Source organism: Acidovorax sp. NPDC077693, from assembly GCF_044542805.1.
Lineage (GTDB): Bacteria > Pseudomonadota > Gammaproteobacteria > Burkholderiales > Burkholderiaceae_C > Acidovorax.
In genome coordinates, this window is record NZ_JBITVD010000028.1 from 1 (window position 1) to 18845 (window position 18845).

Here is an 18845-nt window from a genome sequence, read left to right on the forward strand (position 1 = left end):
AGCCTTCATCACCAACCAACCTCCTGAACTTCAACATCTCCTGCAATCTGCAGCAGCCGTCTCAGTAGCGAAGCCCTCGACTATAGCACCGTTTTTGGCGGTGACAAGGAAAAGTGCAAAAAACTTGGACCTACCTTGTCAATCCTCGCCCTAGACTCGCCACTTCTCCAGCAGCTTTTCAGGACTGAGGCTGTCGTAGCCCTCGAAGGGTTGGTGAATCCATGGGTTGGAGGGAAGGAACTCCACCGAGTAGTCAGGCGTGAAAGTCGACAGGCCCTTGGTCCAGATCACAGCGCTGCGCAATTCAGAAATGGGCGCATAGTTGGTCTTGAGCATGTTGATCACGGCATGGAGGGTGTGACCCGAGTCCGCCAGATCATCCACCAACAAGACTTTGCCTGCGATCTCGCCCTTGGGGGTGGTAATGAAGCGTGCGATGTCCAGGTGGCCCTGCACGGTTCCAGCTTCTGCCCGGTAAGAGCTTGTCGACATGATGGCCAGTGGCTTGTCGAAGATGCGACTGAGAATGTCACCAGGGCGCAGGCCGCCCCGCGCAAGACACAAGATGGTGTCGAACTCCCAACCAGACTGATGCACCTTGAGCGCCAGCTTCTCAATCAAGCTGTGGTACTCGTCGTAGCTCACGTAAAGGTGCTTGCCGTCTTCGGTCAACATGGGGATGGCTCCTGCTTATATAGCTATGGGTGAAACGACTGCAAAACTCGCGCGGCGCAACTCAACTCAAGCCGCGACGTAGGGGTGGCGCATCATGATGGTGTGATCGCGATCGGGGCTGGTCGAGATCATGTCGATCGGAACCCCGGTGACCTGCTCGATGCGCTCGAGATAGTTGCGCGCAGACTGCGGCAGCTTGGCGTAATCGGTGACGCCCACAGTGGATTCGCTCCAGCCTGGCAGGGTTTCATAGATTGGCGTGCAGCGTGCAATGTCCTCAGCGCCCATCGGCAGGAGGTCGATGCGTTCGCCGTCGAGTTCATAGCCTGTGCAGAGCAGCAACTCACTCAGGCCATCCAATACATCCAGCTTGGTGATGCACAAGCCCGACAGGCCGTTGACCTGGGCGCTGCGCTTGAGCAATGCGGCATCAAACCAGCCGCAACGACGGCTGCGGCCAGTGGTCACGCCCTTTTCGGCGCCGATGGTGCTCATGTGGTAGCCCGGCGTGCCAGGCGTTTCCCAATCGAGTTCCGTCGGGAACGGACCGCCACCCACGCGTGTGCAGTAAGCCTTGGTGATGCCGAGGATGTAGTGCAGCATGCCAGGGCCCACACCGGAGCCCGCGGCGGCATTGCCAGCCACGCAGTTGCTGGAGGTGACATACGGATAGGTTCCGTGGTCCACATCGAGCAGCGTGCCCTGTGCGCCTTCAAACAGCAGGTTCGCACCGGCCTTGTTGGCCTCGTTGAGTTCACGCGAGACGTCCGCCATCATCGGCTTGAGCAATTCTGCATGGCGCATCGCCTCGTCATACACCACGTCAAACTGCACCTTGCCGTCCTGGATATAGGGTTTCAAGGCGTCGCCGAAGACAAACGAAGCAGAACGCAGGTAGGTCGTCAGTACATGGTTGTGCAGATCGAGCAACTCGCGCAGCTTGGCTGCGAAGCGCTCGGGGTACTTCAAGTCCTGCACGCGAAGGGCACGGCGTGCAATCTTGTCCTCGTAGGCGGGACCGATACCTCGACCCGTTGTACCGATCTTCTCTGTGCCACCCTGCTCACGCGCAGCTTCCCGCGCTACGTCGATCGCGGCATGGAAGGGCAGGATCAATGGACATGCCTCGCTGATGCGCAAGCGGGAGCGCACTTCAACCCCCGCCTTTTCGAGGCCTTCGATCTCTTCAAACAGCTTGGCGGCCGACAGCACCACTCCATTGCCGATGTAGCACTTGACGCCAGGGCGCATGATGCCGCTGGGGATCAGGTGCAGCGCAGTCTTGACGCCGTTGATCACCAGGGTGTGACCGGCGTTGTGGCCGCCTTGAAAGCGAACGACGCCCTGGGCGCTTTCCGTAAGCCAATCGACCAGCTTGCCCTTGCCTTCGTCGCCCCACTGGGTTCCGACGACCACTACATTGCGACCTTTGGTTGCTTTCATCTCTAAACCACTTCAATTATTCAATTGCTCAAACAGCCTGCACGACCCAGCGGTCCGCAATCTGCACCAGTTCCCGGTCACAGTGGAATTCATCCACTTCGCTTTCATGCCCTGGCAGGACACAGACCACCGTCTCCCCTGCCCCGCGCAGTTGCGCAATGGCCGCATTGACATCGGCGGACTCACCCCAGGGTGCACGTATCGCGGCCTTCAAGGCGCGCGGAGATACGACACCGACCACCTGCTTGATGTCCAGGCTGAAGCCTGCTGCAGGGCGATTGCGTCCGAACACGGCGCCGACTTCGTCGTAACGCCCGCCCCGCACCAGCGCATCGCTGGCGCCTGGTGCATAGATGGCAAACCGGGCGCCGCTGTAGTACGCATAACCGCGCAAATCCGCCAAGTCAAAAGTGACGGAAGCCTGATCCAGGCGAGATGCCAGCCACTTCAAATTCGATAGCAGCTGGGGCACGCCGGAAAAGCGGTGGAGTACCTTTTCCGCTTCGTCCAGCACCCGGATATCGCCGTACAGGTGCGGCAGTGCCAGAAGACCATCTCGCGAATCGCGGGGAAAGTCCCGCGTCAAGGATGCCAACTCGCTGATGTCCTTGGCCGCGAGCGCCGCATGGATCGCGCTCAGCAGCTGCGCGTTCGGCGAAACATCGGCCAGCAAACTGCGGACGATGCGGACATCCGCCAGGTCGATCGTTGTGTTCTGCACATCGGCGACTCGCAGGCACTCCCGTGCCAGTTGCAGAGCTTCCAGATCAGCCTCCAACCCGGCATGTCCGTAAATTTCCGCGCCGAACTGCAGTGGCTCGCGGGTGGCGTGCGGGCGGTCGGGCCGGGTATGCAAGACCGGCCCGCAATAGCAAAGCCGCGTGATGCCCTTTCGGTTGAGCAAATGGGCATCTATGCGCGCCACCTGCGGCGTCGTATCCGCCCGCAGGCCCATTGAACGGCCGGAGAGCTGGTCCACCAGCTTGAAGGTCTGCAGATCCAGAGCCTCCCCGGTGCCTGTCAGCAAGGACTCAAGGTGCTCCAACAGTGGTGGCATGACCAGCTCATAGCCGTAGCAACGGGCTGTATCAAGCAGCCCGCGACGCAATTCTTCGATGTGCCGCGCTTCGGACGGCAAGACATCGGCAATGTGATCCGGAAGGACCCAAGCAGACATGAGAAAAGGGGAGGCTGTTAAAACCGCGATTCTACCGGGAGCCGAGAACGGCCCCGAAAGTCATCCGGCGAAGGGTGAAGCGGGAAGTCAGAACCAGAGCATCGCCAGACCGGCCAGGATGGCCAGCAAGGCAAAAAACCGGATCTGACCATCCCGCAGTTGCGCGATGTGCGCCACGGCGCGCCGCCAGCCTTGCGGTGAAAGAAAGGGCAAGGCCCCTTCAATCACGAGAACCAGTGCCAAGGCAATCCAAAGGCTCTCCGAACTCACGGCAAGGCAACAGGCAAGGGCCGACGGATCAAACTACTTGCGCGCAGCAGCAGCAGCAGGCGCCGAGGTGGAGGTGCCTCCACGGAAGGTCTTGAAGAACTCCGACGACGAAGGGTCCAGCACCATCACGTCGCTCTTCTTGCTGAAGCTCGCCTTGTAGGCTTCCAGGCTGCGGTAGAACTGTGCGAATTGCGGGTCGCGGCCAAATGCCTCGGCGTAGATGCGCGAAGCTTCGGCATCGCCCTCACCCTTGATCTTCTGCGCATCGCGGTACGCGTTGGCCAGAGCGACTTCGCGCTGGCGGTCCGCATCGGCACGGATCTTTTCACCTTCGGCGGCCCCGGTGGAGCGCAGCTCATTGGCCACGCGCTTGCGCTCCGCCTCCATGCGGCGGTACACGGATTCGGTGATGGCCTCGACATAGTCCACGCGGGTGATGCGCACATCCACCACATCGACGCCCCACGGCTTGGCACCACGGACGGTCTCCAGCACCTCGCGCTTGACGTCGGCCATGAGGGCCTCGCGCTTGAGGGACAGCAATTCCTTCACCGTTCGCTTGTTGATTTCTTCCTGGAATGCGTTGCGCACCACCCGATTGAGCTGCATGGCGCCTGCGCTTTCATCCAGACCCACATTGCGGATGTATTCGGTTGGCTCCGAAATGCGCCAGCGCACGTACCAGTCGATGACCACGCGCTGCTTTTCAGCCGTCAGCATGGGCTCGGTGTCGCTGCTGTCCAGGGTCAGGAGACGCTTGTCGATGTACGACACGTTCTGGAACGGCGGCGGCAGCTTGAAGTTGAGCCCAGGCTCGGTGATGACTTCCTTGATCTGGCCGAGTGCATACAACACGCCGAACTGGCGTTGGTCCACGACAAAAAGCATGGAGCTCATCAGGGCAAGCACCACCAGCAGGGTGGTTGCAATAAATCCGACTCTGTTCACGAGCAGCTCCTAGCGAGATTCACGATCGCGGGTGCGACTGCTGTCGCGAGCCCGGGGGTCATTCGAAAAGGTGGACGATGGCACGGCAGGTGCTGCAGCCGGCGCACCGGGGCTTGCTGTTGGCGCATCGATCGTCCCGGTGCCACTGGCCACGCCCTGCATGATCTTGTCCAGGGGCAGGTACAACAGGTTGGAACCCTGGCGCGATTCCACCAGCACCTTCGTCACGTTGCCGTAGATCTGCTGCATGGACTCGAGGTACATGCGGTCGCGGGTGACCTGAGGAGCCTTCTGGTATTCCGCCAGGATGGAGGAAAAGCGTTGCGCATCACCCTGTGCCTGCGCCACGATGCGGGCCTTGTAGGCAGCCGCCTCTTCGTTCAGGCGCGAGGCAGAGCCGACGGCACGCGGGATCACGTCATTGGCGTATGCCTGCGCTTCGTTCTTGGCACGCTCACGCTCCTGGCCAGCCTTGAGCACGTCATCGAAAGACGCCTGCACCTGCTCCGGAGGGCGCACACCGCCTTGTTGCAGGTTGATGCCCACCACTTCCACACCCACCTTGTAGCGGTCGAGGATGGTCTGCATGAGCGCACGCACGCGTGGAGCGATCTGGTCACGCTCTTCGGCCAAGGCCGTGTCCATGCGCATCTTGCCCACCACCTCGCGCACGGCGGTCTCGGCCGCCTGCACTACTGCGTCGGTCGGGTTCTTGCTCTCGAACAACCAGGCACGTGCATCGCTCAGGCGGTACTGCACCGCGAACTTGATTTCAACGATGTTCTCGTCTTCCGTAAGCATGGCCGATTCGCGCAGGCCGGTGCTCTTGATGACCGTGTCGCGGCCCACGTCGGCGGAACGGATCTGCGTGACGAACACCAGTTCGTGGCGCTCGATAGGGTACGGCAGGCGCCAGTTGAAACCCGCCCCCACGGTGCTCTTGTACTTGCCGAACTGGGTAATGACGGCTTGCTGGCCTTCCTGCACAATGAAGAAGCCCGTGCCCATCCAGATCACGAAGGCAATGCCCGCGATCAACCCGACGCCCACACCGGCATTCTTCATGTCGGGCTGGAACCCTCCGCCGGAACCATTGCCACCGCCAATACCACGTCCGCCGCCGTTCTTGCCGCCGAACAAACCGCCCAGCTTGCGATTCAGGTCGCGCCAGAGTTCATCAAGATCCGGCGGCTGGCCATTGTTGCCAGGGCGCTGCTGATCCCCACCCCGGTGGCCGGGAGGCTGGTTGTTCGACGGGCGATCGTCAGGACGCGCGCCATCGTCGGATTTGTTGTCATCGCCTCGCCCCCAACGGGGATCGTTCAGATTGAACATGCCCCGGATACGTTCTGGAAGCGAAGCCCAGCGTAGGGTGCGATTTTGAAAAGTCATGCGCAAAGTCTCTGGTTCTCTGATGGCATTGGTAATGCGGCATTGTGCCCAATCAGGGCAAAGCCCCCGGCAATTCAATGGCGCTATCAGGGGTCATGTCCTGCCGCGCAGCCTCGATGACTTTGGACGCCAAGGCACTGCGCAGCGCATCCAGCCCCTCACCTGTTCGCGCACTGACGAACAGTCGAGGGAGCATTTCCCCGTCTACTTCATAGTGGTCCTGCAGAAGGGGCGGCCGCTGCTCGGCCGGCAGCGCATCGAGCTTGTTGAACACCAGGATCTGCGGAATGTCTGCCGCCCCGATTTCGTGCAGAACCTTCTGAACCTGGGCCATCTGCTCTGGAAAGCCGGGATTGGACGCATCCACGACATGCAGCAGCAGGTCGGCATCCACGGCTTCCTGCAAGGTCGCCTGGAAAGCGTCCACCAGCCCGTGGGGCAGATCCCGGATGAATCCCACCGTATCAGACAGCGATACCGACCGCCCCGCGTCGCCAAGGTACAACTGCCGGGTCGTGGTATCCAACGTCGCAAACAGCTGGTCGGCCGCGTAAGCACGGGCTTTTACCAGCGCATTGAAAATCGTCGATTTGCCGGCATTCGTATACCCCACCAGCGATATGTTGAAGGTGTCGCGCCGCTCGCGCTGCCTGCGCTGCGTGGAACGCTGGCGCTTGACCTTGACCAACCGCTCACGGGTGCGCTTGATGGCATCGCTGATCATGCGGCGATCGAGTTCGATCTGCTTCTCGCCAGGCCCCCCACGCGCACCGATGCCGCCCGTCTGGCGCTCCAGGTGGGACCACCGGCGAACCAGCCGTGTGCTGACATAGTGCAGTTTGGCAAGCTCCACCTGCAGCTTGCCTTCGTGGCTGCGCGCGCGCTGGGCGAAGATTTCCAGGATCAAAAGCGTCCGGTCGTTGACCGGAAGCTCGAGGTGGCGCTCCAGGTTGCGCTGCTGCGCCGGACTGAGTGCCTGATCGAAAAGAACTTCCACCGCGCCGTGCATCTGCGCCAACGTCCGAATTTCGTCCGCCTTGCCGCTGCCCACAAACAGCGCCGCATCGGGCGCCTTCCGTTTACAGGTGATCCGCGCGACAGGATTCATGCCCGCGGTCTGAGACAGCAGGCCCAATTCCTCAAGATCGCCGTCGAAGTGGGGCAGACCGAAGTCCACCCCGACCAGCAGCACAGGCGTGCCGCCTGGAGAAGAAGACGTGGGAGAGCTCAAGGAAGGTGCCCCACCAGCGCCATGCGGGCCAGAAACGAAAACTCAGTCAGATGCGGGGACTCAGGCGTTGCTGCTGGTGTCTGCATCCGCAGTGTCGGCCGTCGAGAAGTTGACGGCACGACCCGGTACGATGGTGGAGATGGCGTGCTTGTACACCATCTGCGTGACCGTGTTGCGCAGCAGCACAACGTATTGGTCGAAGGATTCAATTTGCCCTTGCAGCTTGATCCCGTTCACCAAGTAAATGGAGACCGGAACGTGCTCCCGACGCAGTGCGTTCAGGAAGGGATCTTGAAGAAGTTGGCCTTTATTGCTCACGATATTCTCCGTGTTCAAAACTGTTGTTGTAAACCGTCACCTTAACACACGCCAGAGGCCACGCCAGCCACTGAACGCAAGGCCCTTCAAGGCCCCGGCTTTTGGATCAGGACTCGTCCTTGTCCGCAAAGGGATTGTGGGACGTCTTCATCTCGATGCGCAGCGGAGTGCCGACCAGGTCGAACTCCTTGCGGAACCGCCCCTCCAGAAAGCGCTTGTAGGCATCCGTCACATGCTCCAGGGAATTGCCGTGGATCACGATGACCGGAGGATTCATGCCGCCCTGGTGCGCGTAGCGCATCTTGGGGCGGAACATCCCGGCCCGCTTGGGACTTTGGAACTGCACCGCCTCGAGCAGCAGACGCGTGAGCACCGGCGTGGACATCTTGCAGGTGGCCGCCCTGTGCGCCTGTGCCACGGACGCCCAAAGCGGCCCCAGGCCCTGGCGCTTTTTGGCGGAGATGAAATGCATCGATGCGAATTTCAGGAAGGCGAGCCGGGTTTCGATGGAACGCTCGAGCAACTGGCGCTGGTAGTCGTCCACGGCATCCCATTTGTTCACGGCCACGACCACCGCGCGGCCGCTTTCCAGGATATAGCCAGCGATGTGGGCATCCTGGTCGGTCACGCCCTGCGTGGCATCGAGCAGCAGCAGAACCACGTTGGCGGACTCGATGGCCTGCAGCGTCTTGACCACCGAGAACTTCTCGATCGCTTCGAAGACCTTGCCTTTGCGCCGCAGGCCGGCCGTGTCCACCAGTTCAAACCGCTGGCCGTTGCGCTCGAAGGGCACGGAAATGGCATCGCGTGTCGTTCCCGGCATGTCGAACGCCACCAGCCGTTCCTCTCCCAGCCAGGTATTGATCAGGGTTGACTTGCCGACGTTCGGGCGCCCCGCCACGGCCAGCTTGATGACGCTCTTGTCGTGCTCGGCATCGGCCTCGTCGGGGTCCGGAAGGTTCAGCGGCTCCAGCGCTCTATCGACCAGATCACGAATCCCCTGCCCGTGGGCGGCAGACACCGGGTAAACGGGGCCAAGACCCAACTCGTAGAACTCGGCTAGTTGCACGCCTTCGAGCATGCCTTCTGCCTTGTTGGCGACCAGTATGCAAGGCTTGCTCAGCCGGCGCAGGTACTTGCCGATGTCGTGGTCCTGCGCAGACAGGCCCGCACGGGCGTCCAGCACAAACACGACCACATCGGCCTCTGCCACGGCCTGCTGGGTCTGCTTGGCCATCTCGCGGTAGATGCCGCTGGACGCATCAGGCTCGAAACCGCCGGTATCGATGACGATGTACTCGTGCTTGCCTTGCTTGCCATTGCCGTAGTGCCGGTCACGCGTCAGCCCCGCAAAGTCTGCAACGATGGCGTCGCGGGACTTCGTCAGGCGATTGAAAAGCGTGGATTTGCCGACATTCGGACGCCCCACGAGGGCGATAACTGGCTTCATTGAATAAGACCGATCAATCAATCAGGGCGGAATCCGTAGACTCCACCGTTACGCGTCACCACGACAAGGGTGTCCGCTGCCACCACGGGCGCTGCCGCAATACCGGAGCCATCTGTGGCCACCCGATTGAGCGGCGCACCGTCAGTACGGGACAGCAGATGCACCAGCCCGCTATCGTCACCCACCACCACGGAACGCCCCAGAAGCAGCGGGGCCGTCAGCTTGCGGTACTTGAGCCTGTCCGTCGCCCACAGGCGGGAGCCATCGCTGCGGCGCCATGCAACGACGGAGCCATTGCTTTCAGAACCGAACACCGCATCGCCATCACCGTGCACTCCTTCAGCGCCGCTGGCGGCCTGCGTCCAGATGGTGGACCCACGCGCGGCGTTCACACAGCCCACGGCCGCCTGGAAGGCGCGGGCGCAAATGCTGTCGCCCACGCGGCTGGTGCGGCCTACCAGCTCCACCAGGCGCTCCACATCGTTGGTGCCGCGCGAGCTGCCCAGGGGAGCTTCCCAGCGGACACTGCCGTTGTCAGGGTTCAAACCCACCATGCGGCCTGAAAACCCCACGACGAGGGTATCACCGACAGCCAGGAGCACCCCGGCCTGCCGCAGAACCAGGGCCTCGCCGGGCCGCTGCTGGCTCCAGAGCTTGCGCCCCGTCGCGCCATCGTAGGCCGCCACGGAACGGTCGGCCGACAGAACGAACACGCGCCCACCAGCCACCAGGGGAGGCGTGAAAACCTGCGCTGCCAGCGGTTCCCGCCACCGCTCCCGGCCAGACTCCAGCAAGACCAGCGCATTGCTGCGCAGCACCACGGCGGCAGACTTGCCATCGCTTCCCACACCCGCCGACAGAGGCTCTGCCAGCGTGGCACGCCACAGATCACCGCCGGTGCGGGCATCCACTGCAGCCACCACGCCATCGGCCGAGGCCAACGTCACGACATTGCCAGCGGCATGCACATCCAGCGGCAAACCGCCGACGTTGCCGATGCGCGCCGTCCAGGCCTGCCGCACACCGAGAACGGCCACATTGGCCCCCAGGTCTGCAGGCACTGGCTTCGAACTGCCGCTGTTCCACAGCGAACAACCCGCCAGCGCGCCCAGCAGCAAGGCCGAGCAAACGCTGCGCACAAACAAACGATGGCCCACAGGGCTGTTGCTATGGACGAGATTCATGGTTACTTGGCCCCTTCGACAGGCGCAGCCGCTGCGGCCACCGCCACACCCTGGGGAGACACGCCCAGAGCACCCAGCTTGATCTCGACGAGACGGCGGTACTCGACGCCCTCTTCCAGCCCCTTGTAGGCCTTGGTGTACTCGGCTATCGCTTCTGCGCGCTTGCCCTGCGACACGAGGATGTCGCCCCGGCGATCCGCAAACACCGCGTCGAACTCTGCAGGAACGCTGCCCGACACCTGCTTGAGCGCGTCGTCGTAGTTCTTCTGATCCATCAGTACGCTGGCCAGGCGCAGCTTGGCAATCGCCTTCAAGCCTTCGTCGCCAGCATGCTCAGCCACCCAGCTCAGCGGTTCTTTGGCAGCCTCTGCGTTGCCCGCATCCACTGCCGTCTTGGCCAGGGTCAGACCCGCTTGTGCGGCCTGCGCAGTGCCGGCGTACTTGGACTTGAGATCGCCAAACGCCTGCGCCACTCGCGCCTGGTCGCCTGCACGGGCCGCCACGTCCACGGCGTCGAACAGCGCCGCAGCCTGGCTGGCCTGGCGGTTTTGCCAGTACTGATAGCCCTGCCAGGCGGCCAGGGAGCCGGCCACCACCAGCAGCACCGAGCTGATCAGGGTGCCCCAGGTGTTCCAGAAGTGCTTGAGCTGGTCAAGCTGTTCTTGTTCTTCAAGGTCGAGATGTTTTGCCATGGATGTGTTCGGTTTAGCTATTGGATTGTAGGGTGGACGCCCATTGCGAGACCGCGTCCAGGGGATGCTCGGTCTGTGCGCCGCCCGCGCCATCGCGCAGCGACTTGACCACGACCATGCCCCTGGCGAGTTCGTCCTCGCCAAAAATGAGCGCGTAGCGTGCACCGCTGGCGTCTGCCTTTTTGAATTGCGACTTCATGCTGCCCATACCCCCGCCTGCCGCAGGAGCCGCATGCATCTGCACGCTGATGCCCAGTCCGCGAAGGCGCTCGATGGTCGTGACCGCCACCGGCAACGCAGCCGTGCCCGGAATGATGGCGTAGGCGTCAGGCACCAGCGCAGGGATCTCGCCGGCCTGCTCCTTGAGCAGTTCCAGCACGCGCTCCACGCCCAATGCCCAGCCCACGGCGGGCGCGGGCTTGCCACCGATCTGCTCGATGAGATAGTCATAGCGCCCACCACCACAGATGGTGCCCTGCGAGCCCAGTTGCTCGGTGATGAACTCAAACACCGTGAGGTTGTAGTAGTCCATGCCGCGCACCAGGCGCGGGTTGACCGTCCATGCCACGCCGTTGGCATCCAGGATGGATTTGACCGCATCGAAATGGGCCAGCGATTCCGCCCCCAGGAAGTCGATGAGGCGGGGCGCCGCATTCACCAGCGCCTGCATGGCAGGGTTCTTGGTGTCCAGGATCCGCAGCGGGTTGGCATGCAGTCGGCGGCGCGCCTCTTCATCGAGCTGGTCGGCGTTCTGCTCGAAATAGGCGATCAGGGCCGCGCGGTGCGCTTTGCGCTCCTCGGGCTGGCCCAGGCTGTTGAGCTCCAGGCGCACATTGCGCAGGCCAATGTCACGCCACAGCGCGTTGGCAAGCAAGATCAATTCGGCGTCGACCTCGGGGCCTCCGAAGCCCAGAGCCTCGGCACCCACCTGGTGGAACTGGCGGTACCGGCCACGCTGCGGTTTCTCATGGCGGAACATGGGCCCCATGTAGTACAGGCGTTTGCCGCCTTCATACAGCATGTTGTGCTCGACCACCGCGCGCACCACGCCTGCGGTGGCTTCCGGGCGCAGCGTGAGGCGTTCTCCGTTGAGCTGATCGACAAAGGAGTACATCTCCTTCTCGACGATATCGGTCACTTCCCCCAGGCCGCGCACGAACAGCGGCGTAGGCTCGACGATAGGGGTGCGCATGTTGCGGTAGGCGTAGCGTGCCATCAGCTGGCGCACCTTGTCTTCCAGCCATTCCCACCGGGCAGACTCGGGTGGGAGGATGTCGTTCATGCCTTTGACCGCCACCAGCTTTTCAGGCTTGGGTGACGCGGCGATTTTTTCGTTGCTCACAACTGTTCTTTTCCGTGATCTTGCAGGGGGTAAGAATGCCGCCGCCACGCACTCCCCCACGGGCCCGTGGGCAGGTGCGGCGCGGGGTGTCAGTTCACAGCCACCGCAGCGCCGAAACGCTTCTCGATGTACTGCTCGACAATTTGATGGAACTCGTTGGCGATGTTGTCGCCACGCAGGGTCAGGGCCTTCTCACCATCGATGAAGACGGGGGCCGCAGGGGCCTCGCCCGTGCCCGGCAGGCTGATGCCGATGTCTGCATGCTTGCTCTCGCCCGGGCCATTGACAATACAGCCCATCACCGCGACACGCAGGCCTTCGACGCCGGGGTAACGCACTCGCCACACCGGCATCTGGGCACGCAGGAAATCGTCGATCTGCTTGGCGAGCTCCTGGAACGTCGTACTGGTCGTGCGGCCGCACCCAGGGCACGCGGTGACGCTGGGCACGAACACGCGCAGGCCCAGCGCCTGCAGTATCTCGGACGCCACCACCACCTCCTGGGTGCGCGCTTCGCCAGGCTGCGGCGTCAGGGACACCCGGATGGTGTCGCCGATGCCTTCTTGCAGCAGCACCGACAGCGCCGCAGCAGACGCCACCGTCCCCTTGGTGCCCATGCCGGCTTCCGTCAGGCCCAGGTGCAACGCATAGTCGCAGCGGCGTGCCAGCTCGCGGTACACCGAGATCAGGTCCTGCACACCACTGACCTTGCACGACAGGATGATCTGGTTGCCGTCCAGGCCCATGGCTTCGGCGCGGCGCGCGGACTCGATGGCGGACGTGATCAGGGCCTCGTACATGACCTGGCGTGCCTCCCAGGGGGTGGCGCGCCGGCTATTGGTGTCCATGAGGTCCGCCAACAGTTCCTGGTCCAGGCTGCCCCAGTTCACACCGATGCGCACTGCCTTGTCCCAGCGCATGGCGGCCTCGATCATCTGGCCGAACTGCTTGTCCCGCTTGTCGCCCTTGCCGACATTGCCGGGGTTGATGCGGTACTTGGACAGGGCCTGGGCGCAATCCGGAAAGTCCGTCAGCAGCCGATGGCCGTTGTAGTGAAAGTCACCCACCAGGGGAACGCTCTCGCCCATGCGGTCCAACTGCTCGCGGATGTACGGCACAGCCGCAGCCGCCTCGGGCGTGTTCACGGTAATGCGCACGAACTCCGACCCGGCCTGCGCGAGTTCCTTGACCTGGATGGCGGTGCCGATGGCATCCACCGTGTCCGTGTTGGTCATGGACTGCACGCGCACGGGGGCATCACCGCCCACGGTCACCACGCGCGAACCCCACACCACCCTGGCTTGCCGCGACCGGCGGGGCAATGCAGACGCGACCGCGATGGGTCCGAACTCAGTTGGGAGCTTTTCCACTATTTCACCTCGAAACGGGCGACGTTCTCACGCGATACACCCGCCAAATCAAAAGGCTTGCCACGCACAAAGACTTCGGTGGCGTCGGCACGGCCGATCACCACCGCCAAAGGCGCCGGAGCACTCACGGAAACAGACTCTTCTGCCGCCAGGTTGCGCTGCAGCACCACAGCACCCCCAGCATCCTTGACCTGCACCCAGGATTGGCTGCGCGCACGCAGCACCAGGGTACCGGAAGCCACCGCAGCCGCACTGGCCGGTTCACTGGCTGCCACCGCAGGCGAAGGCGTAGCAGCGGTAGCGGTAGCAGCAGCCGGCCCCGCACCCGCCACAGGAGCCGAGGCGGTCGGGCGTGCGCCGGGTGCCGTGGCGACGGGATCGCTGGCCACTGTCTGCGCAGTCACTGCCACAGGCTCTACCACCGACGCAGGCTCGGTGGGCGGCGATGCCGGCACGGGCTCGCCCGCGCCGGGCTGGGTTGCAGGCCCGGAAGAAAGGAACGACCAGCCGCCAGGCTGGCGGGGGAAAAAGAACACAGCCACAGCCCCGACCAGCAAGGCGAGCACCACCAACGACACGGATCGCGACCGCGCATTGCCGCCGGAAGAAAACGATGCCGAGGATGACGAAGACTTTCCGGCACTTACCTTGACCGGCGCGTTCAGCCCGGCGCTGTCGGCAGACAAACGCGGACTCTGGCTCTGGGGCAAAAGGGAGAGGACGGGCCCCGGGTCCACCTTGAGCGTCCGGCACACGCTGGATGCGAGTGCCCGCACGAACACGGTGTCCGGCAGCGCCGCATAGTCGTCGGCCTCCAGGGCCTCGAGCTTGCTGACGGGCACCTTCAGTGCCACCGCCAAAGCCGCGATGTGCATTCCGCTCGCCTGGCGCGCCTCACGCAGCAACCCGCCTGCCGTTACCGTCACAGCACCCTCCACAACCTCACTCATTGAAAGCCCCGCGTTCGTATGCACCCAGTTCCCGGGATTCCGGGAACCGCTTGCGCAACTGGTCTACCAATTGCCGCATCGCCACCGTATCGCCCAGCGCTCGCTCGATCTTGATACCCAGCCAGAGCGATTCAGAATTGGCAAACTGGCTGTTGTTCAGGCGACGGATGTAAAACTGGGCACGGGTCAGCTCATCGCGCCGCAAAAGAAGCGAAGCAAGGTGATAGCCAACGACGGGATTCGCAGCGTCCAGCTCATAGGCCTTCAGCATCGATTGCTCGGCCTCCACAAACTGGCCCGCGCCCGACTGGCACAGCCCGCGGGCCATCAAGGTCTTCGAACGTGTGAGATACGCTGGATTGGCCAATGCACGCACGAACTGCTGGTCCGCTTCTGCATACTTCTGCTGCTGGCACATCAACCATCCATAGTTGTGCTGCAGGTTCGGATCGTTAGCACGCAGTGCCAGGGCCCGGCGAAAACTGTCCTCGGCCTGAATAAGATCGTTCAGGCGCATGTAAATGAGGCCGCGCAAGTTGAAAGCGTCCGTGTAGCTGGGGTCAGCTACCAGCGCCTGCTTCACTTCATCCAGCGCCACAGCCGTCTGCCCATTTTCGAAATAGTTGGACGCCAGTTCCAAGCGAATGCGCGCGCGGCGGCGTGCTTCGGGCTCGTCGGATGGGGTCACCAGCCCGGCATCCGAATCATTGGCGGCACCGCCAGAATTGGTTGCGCAGCCTTGAAGGACCGCCATGCAGGCGACCGACCCGCACGCCACCAGTGTCCAGCGGCACCATTGCTGCCAGCGTCCAACCAATCCCACCATGTAGCGCCTCCTTGAAGTAAGCCGATATCCGTCGATCAATTCACCGGTTTGAGAACGATTGTGCGCTGCTTTGCCATGCGTTCAGCGGCACGTGTGCGGTCTTTGACATCACCCGCCAGTTGCCCGCAGGCGGCGTCGATATCATCGCCGCGGGTCTTGCGCACTGTCGTGACAATACCTGCATCGCTCAAGACCTTGGCAAAAGCCAGCACCTGATTCTGCGGCGAACGCAACAGCCCTGATGCGGGGAACGGATTGAAGGGGATCAGGTTGAACTTGCAGCGCACGCCAGCGCCGCGCGCCGGACGCACCAACTCAATGAGTTGATGCGCATGCTCGATCTGGTCATTGACGCCGTCGAGCATGCAGTATTCGAACGTGATGAAGTCGCGTGGCGCATGCGCCAGATAGCGGTTGCAGGCCTCGAGCAGCTCCTCGATCGGATACTTGCGGTTGAGCGGCACGAGGTTGTCGCGCAGCGGATCATTGGGCGCATGCAGCGACACCGCCAGGGCCACGGGGCAGTCCTGGGACAGCCGGTCCATCATGGGCACCACACCCGATGTGGAGACCGTCACGCGCCGGCGCGACAGGCCATAGCCGTGGTCGTCCAGCATGGCGCGCAGTGCCGGCACGAGAGCGGTGTAGTTCTGCAGCGGTTCACCCATCCCCATCATCACGACGTTGGAGATCACCCGTTCGTCGGTGTGCAGGCGCTTGCGCAGCGAATGTTCGGCAAACCACAGCTGGGCGATGATTTCGCCGGTGGTCAGGTTTCTGCTGAAACCCTGGTGTCCCGTGGAGCAGAAACGGCACCCCACGGCGCAACCCGCCTGGGATGAAATGCACAGCGTGCCGCGGTCATCCTCGGGGATGAACACGGCCTCCACCGCATTGCCGTCGCCCACGTCGAACAGCCACTTCACGGTGCCGTCGGACGACACGTGTTCAGAAATGACAGGCAGCGCCTCGACCCGGGCGCAGCCCTTGAGCTTGTCGCGCAAGGCCTTGGCCAGATCGCTCATGGCGTCGAAGTCACTGGCGCCGCGCTGGTGTATCCAGCGGAACAGCTGGGTGGCGCGAAAGCGCTTTTCCCCCAACTGCTCACAGAAGGCCGCCAGGCCGTCGAGATCGAATTCGAGCAGGTTCGTGGTCATCGCACCGACCTCCCATGGGGCCGGGCGCAGTGCTCCCCATGACGCAGGCATCCCACCATGGCGGGAACAGGCATGGGGATCACCATATCAACGCGAGTAGACGTTCAGGCCGGGGAAGAAGAAAGCGACTTCTGCGGCAGCCGTTTCGGCAGCGTCGGAGCCATGCACCGCATTGGCGTCGATGCTGTCGGCGAAGTCAGCGCGGATGGTGCCGGCTTCTGCCTTCTTGGGGTCGGTGGCGCCCATCAGTTCGCGGTTCTTCAGGATGGCGTTCTCGCCTTCCAGGGCCTGGATCATCACGGGGCCGGAGATCATGAAGTCCACGAGGTCCTTGAAGAAAGGACGCTCCTTGTGCACGCCATAGAACTGCTCGGCTTCCAGGCGCGACAGGTGCACCATGCGGGCGGCCACAACCTTCAGGCCAGCAGCTTCAAAGCGGGCGTAGATCTGACCGATGACGTTCTTGGCCACTGCGTCGGGCTTGATGATGGAGAGAGTGCGTTCGATTGCCATGTTGATTTCCTGAATGAATGATTTAGCTGTGATTCGTTTGTCCAGCGGACAAAGCCCTCGATTCTAACCGGCAGCGCCGACGGGTCGGCGCGTCAACGCCCACCGCGCCGAGGGCCACCACCGCCGCTGCCACCGCCACCGGGGCGGCGCTTGTCCTGGCGATGGCGCGCAAGGCTGTCCGTGCCGATGTAGCCCACCGAGGTCTTCATCGGGTCGGGTTGCGCACTGCCCCCCGAGCCATTGCCACGGCCGCCCTGCCCCTGGCCACCGCCATCGCGGCGCGGTTTTTGTCCGCGTGCGGGCGCCTGCCCGCCAAACGCTCCGGTCGGGCTGGGGAAACCGTCGCGGCGCGGACCATTGCCGCGCGAGGCATTGCGGCCGCCCCGCTGGCGCTTGTCACCATTGCGGGAACCCGCATCGCCATGGGCACCGGCCGGGCCCTCGGCGCGCGCTGGAGCCCCTTCGGGCGCACCGGCACTTGCGGCCCGGACCAGGGCCCGGATGTCGCTGTCGTCCAGCTCCAGCCATGCGCCCCGCTTGAGGCCGCGCGGCAAGACCATGGCGCCGTAGCGGATACGGATCAGGCGGCTCACCGCGTGACCCACGGCCTCCAGCATGCGGCGCACTTCGCGGTTGCGCCCTTCGGAGATCGTGACGCGGTACCAGCAGTTGGAGCCTTCTCCGCCGCCATCTTCGATGGAACCGAAAGCGGCCATGCCGTCGTCCAGGCGCACGCCGTCCAGCAGCTTTTGCTTCTCTTCGTTGCTGAGCGCGCCCAGCACACGCACTGCGTACTCACGTTCCAGGCCAAAGCGCGGATGCATCAGCTTGTTGGCCAGCTCGCCTGAACTGGTGAACAGCAGCAGCCCTTCGGTGTTCAGATCCAGGCGACCCACGGACTGCCACTTGCCCTGCATCAGGCGCGGCAGCTTGCGGAACACGGTGGGCCTGTTTTGCGGATCGTCGTGCGTCACCACCTCGCCCACGGGCTTGTGATAAGCGATCACACGGGCTGGCGGCGGGTCGATGCGGTAGCGGATCGGCTTGCCGTTGACCTTGACCTGGTCGCCGTACTGGATGCGCTGGCCGATGTGGGCCGGCTCGTTGTTGACGGAGATGCGCCCCTCCAGGATGAGCTGCTCCATCTCCAGCCGGGAGCCCAGGCCCGCCTGCGCCAAGACCTTGTGCAGCTTGGGGGTTTCCACCTGAGGCAGAAGCACGCGCTTGGCGGGCACGGCCTCTGCAGAGGTTTCTTCGTCGTCGAAGCGGCCCGACACCACATCCGCAAACTCATAACCATCCACCGCCAGCGCAGGCTGGTTGCGCTTCTGGCCACGGCCTTCGCCCTCAGGGCGCGGCGGGCGCTGGCCGCGGGACTGACCCTGCGGAGGACGCCGGTCGCCACGCGCAGGCACGTCGGCTGCCTCGGCGGCATCCGCGGCATCCGGCGCATCCACTGCACTCGGATTTTCACCCTGGGGAGCCTCGTCGCCGGCGGGCGCGGAAGCCACGTCCAGCTGTGCAGGCTGCTCCGACGGCTGTGGAGCCTCGGCGGACGACGAGTCCACGCTCACCGCATCCACCGGCGCGTCCGCCGCCACCACGGCCGGGGCGGGCTTCTTGCGGGGCGCACGCTTGGCAGCCGGCTTCTTGGCCGCTACAGCGGGCTCTGCGTCCGGCTCGGTGGCCGGGTTGTCGGGGGTCGAATCGTTCATCAAGTTTTTCCCTGGATACCACCGGGGGTATCGGCGTCGTCATCGTGGAGACCTGTCTCCACATTGTCAAAAAAATCGTCCCTGCGCAGCTCTGGCTCTGGCTCTGGCTCTGGCTCTGGCTCTGGCTCTGGCTCTGGCTCTGGCTCTGGCTCTGGCTCTGGCTCTGGCTCTGGCTCTGGCTCTGGCTCTGGA

Annotated in this window: 18 protein-coding genes; all 18 read right to left on the reverse strand. The window is 63.4% G+C overall.

Going from position 1 to position 18845, the window contains the following annotated elements:
• Window positions 1–150: 150 nt before the first annotated feature.
• The 18 genes from ACIGHN_RS27140 to ACIGHN_RS27225 all read right to left on the reverse strand — a co-directional run bounded on the left by ACIGHN_RS27140 (window position 151) and on the right by ACIGHN_RS27225 (window position 18653).
• Window positions 151–675 carry a phosphoribosyltransferase gene (locus ACIGHN_RS27140; RefSeq protein ID WP_056411678.1) on the reverse strand — a complete coding sequence of 175 codons (525 nt, stop codon included), beginning with the start codon at window positions 673–675 and terminating at the stop codon, window positions 151–153.
• 66 nt (window positions 676–741) lie between these two features.
• Entirely contained in the window at window positions 742–2118 is a 1377-nt protein-coding gene (locus tag ACIGHN_RS27145) for an adenylosuccinate synthase (protein ID WP_056411679.1), read from the reverse strand.
• Window positions 2119–2146: 28 nt separating this feature from the next.
• Window positions 2147–3295 carry an ATP phosphoribosyltransferase regulatory subunit gene (locus tag ACIGHN_RS27150; protein ID WP_396507350.1) on the reverse strand — a complete coding sequence of 383 codons (1149 nt, stop codon included), beginning with the start codon at window positions 3293–3295 and terminating at the stop codon, window positions 2147–2149.
• Between the two features lie 87 nt (window positions 3296–3382).
• On the reverse strand, window positions 3383–3565 hold the full coding sequence (locus ACIGHN_RS27155; RefSeq protein WP_396507352.1) for a DUF2065 domain-containing protein: 183 nt from the start codon (window positions 3563–3565) through the stop codon (window positions 3383–3385).
• A 33-nt stretch (window positions 3566–3598) separates the two neighbouring features.
• Window positions 3599–4513, reverse strand: coding sequence for a protease modulator HflC (gene hflC, locus ACIGHN_RS27160; RefSeq protein ID WP_396507353.1), 915 nt, complete (start codon window positions 4511–4513; stop codon window positions 3599–3601).
• A gap of 9 nt (window positions 4514–4522) precedes the next feature.
• Entirely contained in the window at window positions 4523–5905 is a 1383-nt protein-coding gene (gene hflK, locus ACIGHN_RS27165) for an FtsH protease activity modulator HflK (protein ID WP_396507355.1), read from the reverse strand.
• A gap of 52 nt (window positions 5906–5957) precedes the next feature.
• Window positions 5958–7136, reverse strand: a complete 1179-nt coding sequence (hflX, locus tag ACIGHN_RS27170) for a GTPase HflX (protein WP_396507356.1) — start codon at window positions 7134–7136, stop codon at window positions 5958–5960.
• Window positions 7137–7196: 60 nt separating this feature from the next.
• Window positions 7197–7454 carry an RNA chaperone Hfq gene (gene hfq / locus ACIGHN_RS27175; protein ID WP_056411903.1) on the reverse strand — a complete coding sequence of 86 codons (258 nt, stop codon included), beginning with the start codon at window positions 7452–7454 and terminating at the stop codon, window positions 7197–7199.
• 106 nt (window positions 7455–7560) lie between these two features.
• Entirely contained in the window at window positions 7561–8904 is a 1344-nt protein-coding gene (der, locus tag ACIGHN_RS27180; RefSeq protein WP_396507358.1) for a ribosome biogenesis GTPase Der, read from the reverse strand.
• A 17-nt stretch (window positions 8905–8921) separates the two neighbouring features.
• Window positions 8922–10088 carry an outer membrane protein assembly factor BamB gene (gene bamB, locus ACIGHN_RS27185; RefSeq protein ID WP_396507360.1) on the reverse strand — a complete coding sequence of 389 codons (1167 nt, stop codon included), beginning with the start codon at window positions 10086–10088 and terminating at the stop codon, window positions 8922–8924.
• 2 nt (window positions 10089–10090) lie between these two features.
• A complete protein-coding gene (locus ACIGHN_RS27190) occupies window positions 10091–10780 on the reverse strand; it encodes a tetratricopeptide repeat protein (protein WP_056411693.1) in 690 nt (229 codons plus the stop codon).
• 13 nt (window positions 10781–10793) lie between these two features.
• Window positions 10794–12062, reverse strand: a complete 1269-nt coding sequence (gene hisS / locus ACIGHN_RS27195) for a histidine--tRNA ligase (protein ID WP_396507403.1) — start codon at window positions 12060–12062, stop codon at window positions 10794–10796.
• Between the two features lie 149 nt (window positions 12063–12211).
• On the reverse strand, window positions 12212–13492 hold the full coding sequence (gene ispG, locus ACIGHN_RS27200) for a flavodoxin-dependent (E)-4-hydroxy-3-methylbut-2-enyl-diphosphate synthase (RefSeq protein ID WP_396507362.1): 1281 nt from the start codon (window positions 13490–13492) through the stop codon (window positions 12212–12214).
• On the reverse strand, window positions 13492–14442 hold the full coding sequence (locus ACIGHN_RS27205; protein ID WP_396507405.1) for a helix-turn-helix domain-containing protein: 951 nt from the start codon (window positions 14440–14442) through the stop codon (window positions 13492–13494). The genes ispG and ACIGHN_RS27205 overlap by 1 nt, the downstream gene beginning before the upstream one ends.
• The gene (gene pilW / locus ACIGHN_RS27210) at window positions 14435–15268 is read right to left on the reverse strand and encodes a type IV pilus biogenesis/stability protein PilW (protein WP_396507364.1); all 834 of its coding nucleotides are present in this window, start codon (window positions 15266–15268) and stop codon (window positions 14435–14437) included. Before pilW ends, ACIGHN_RS27205 begins: the two co-directional genes overlap by 8 nt.
• A 35-nt stretch (window positions 15269–15303) precedes the next feature.
• Entirely contained in the window at window positions 15304–16425 is a 1122-nt protein-coding gene (gene rlmN, locus ACIGHN_RS27215) for a 23S rRNA (adenine(2503)-C(2))-methyltransferase RlmN (protein WP_396507366.1), read from the reverse strand.
• Window positions 16426–16512: 87 nt separating this feature from the next.
• Window positions 16513–16938, reverse strand: a complete 426-nt coding sequence (ndk, locus tag ACIGHN_RS27220; RefSeq protein ID WP_056173919.1) for a nucleoside-diphosphate kinase — start codon at window positions 16936–16938, stop codon at window positions 16513–16515.
• A 92-nt stretch (window positions 16939–17030) separates the two neighbouring features.
• Window positions 17031–18653, reverse strand: a complete 1623-nt coding sequence (locus ACIGHN_RS27225) for a pseudouridine synthase (protein WP_396507368.1) — start codon at window positions 18651–18653, stop codon at window positions 17031–17033.
• Between the last annotated feature and the right edge of the window lie 192 nt (window positions 18654–18845).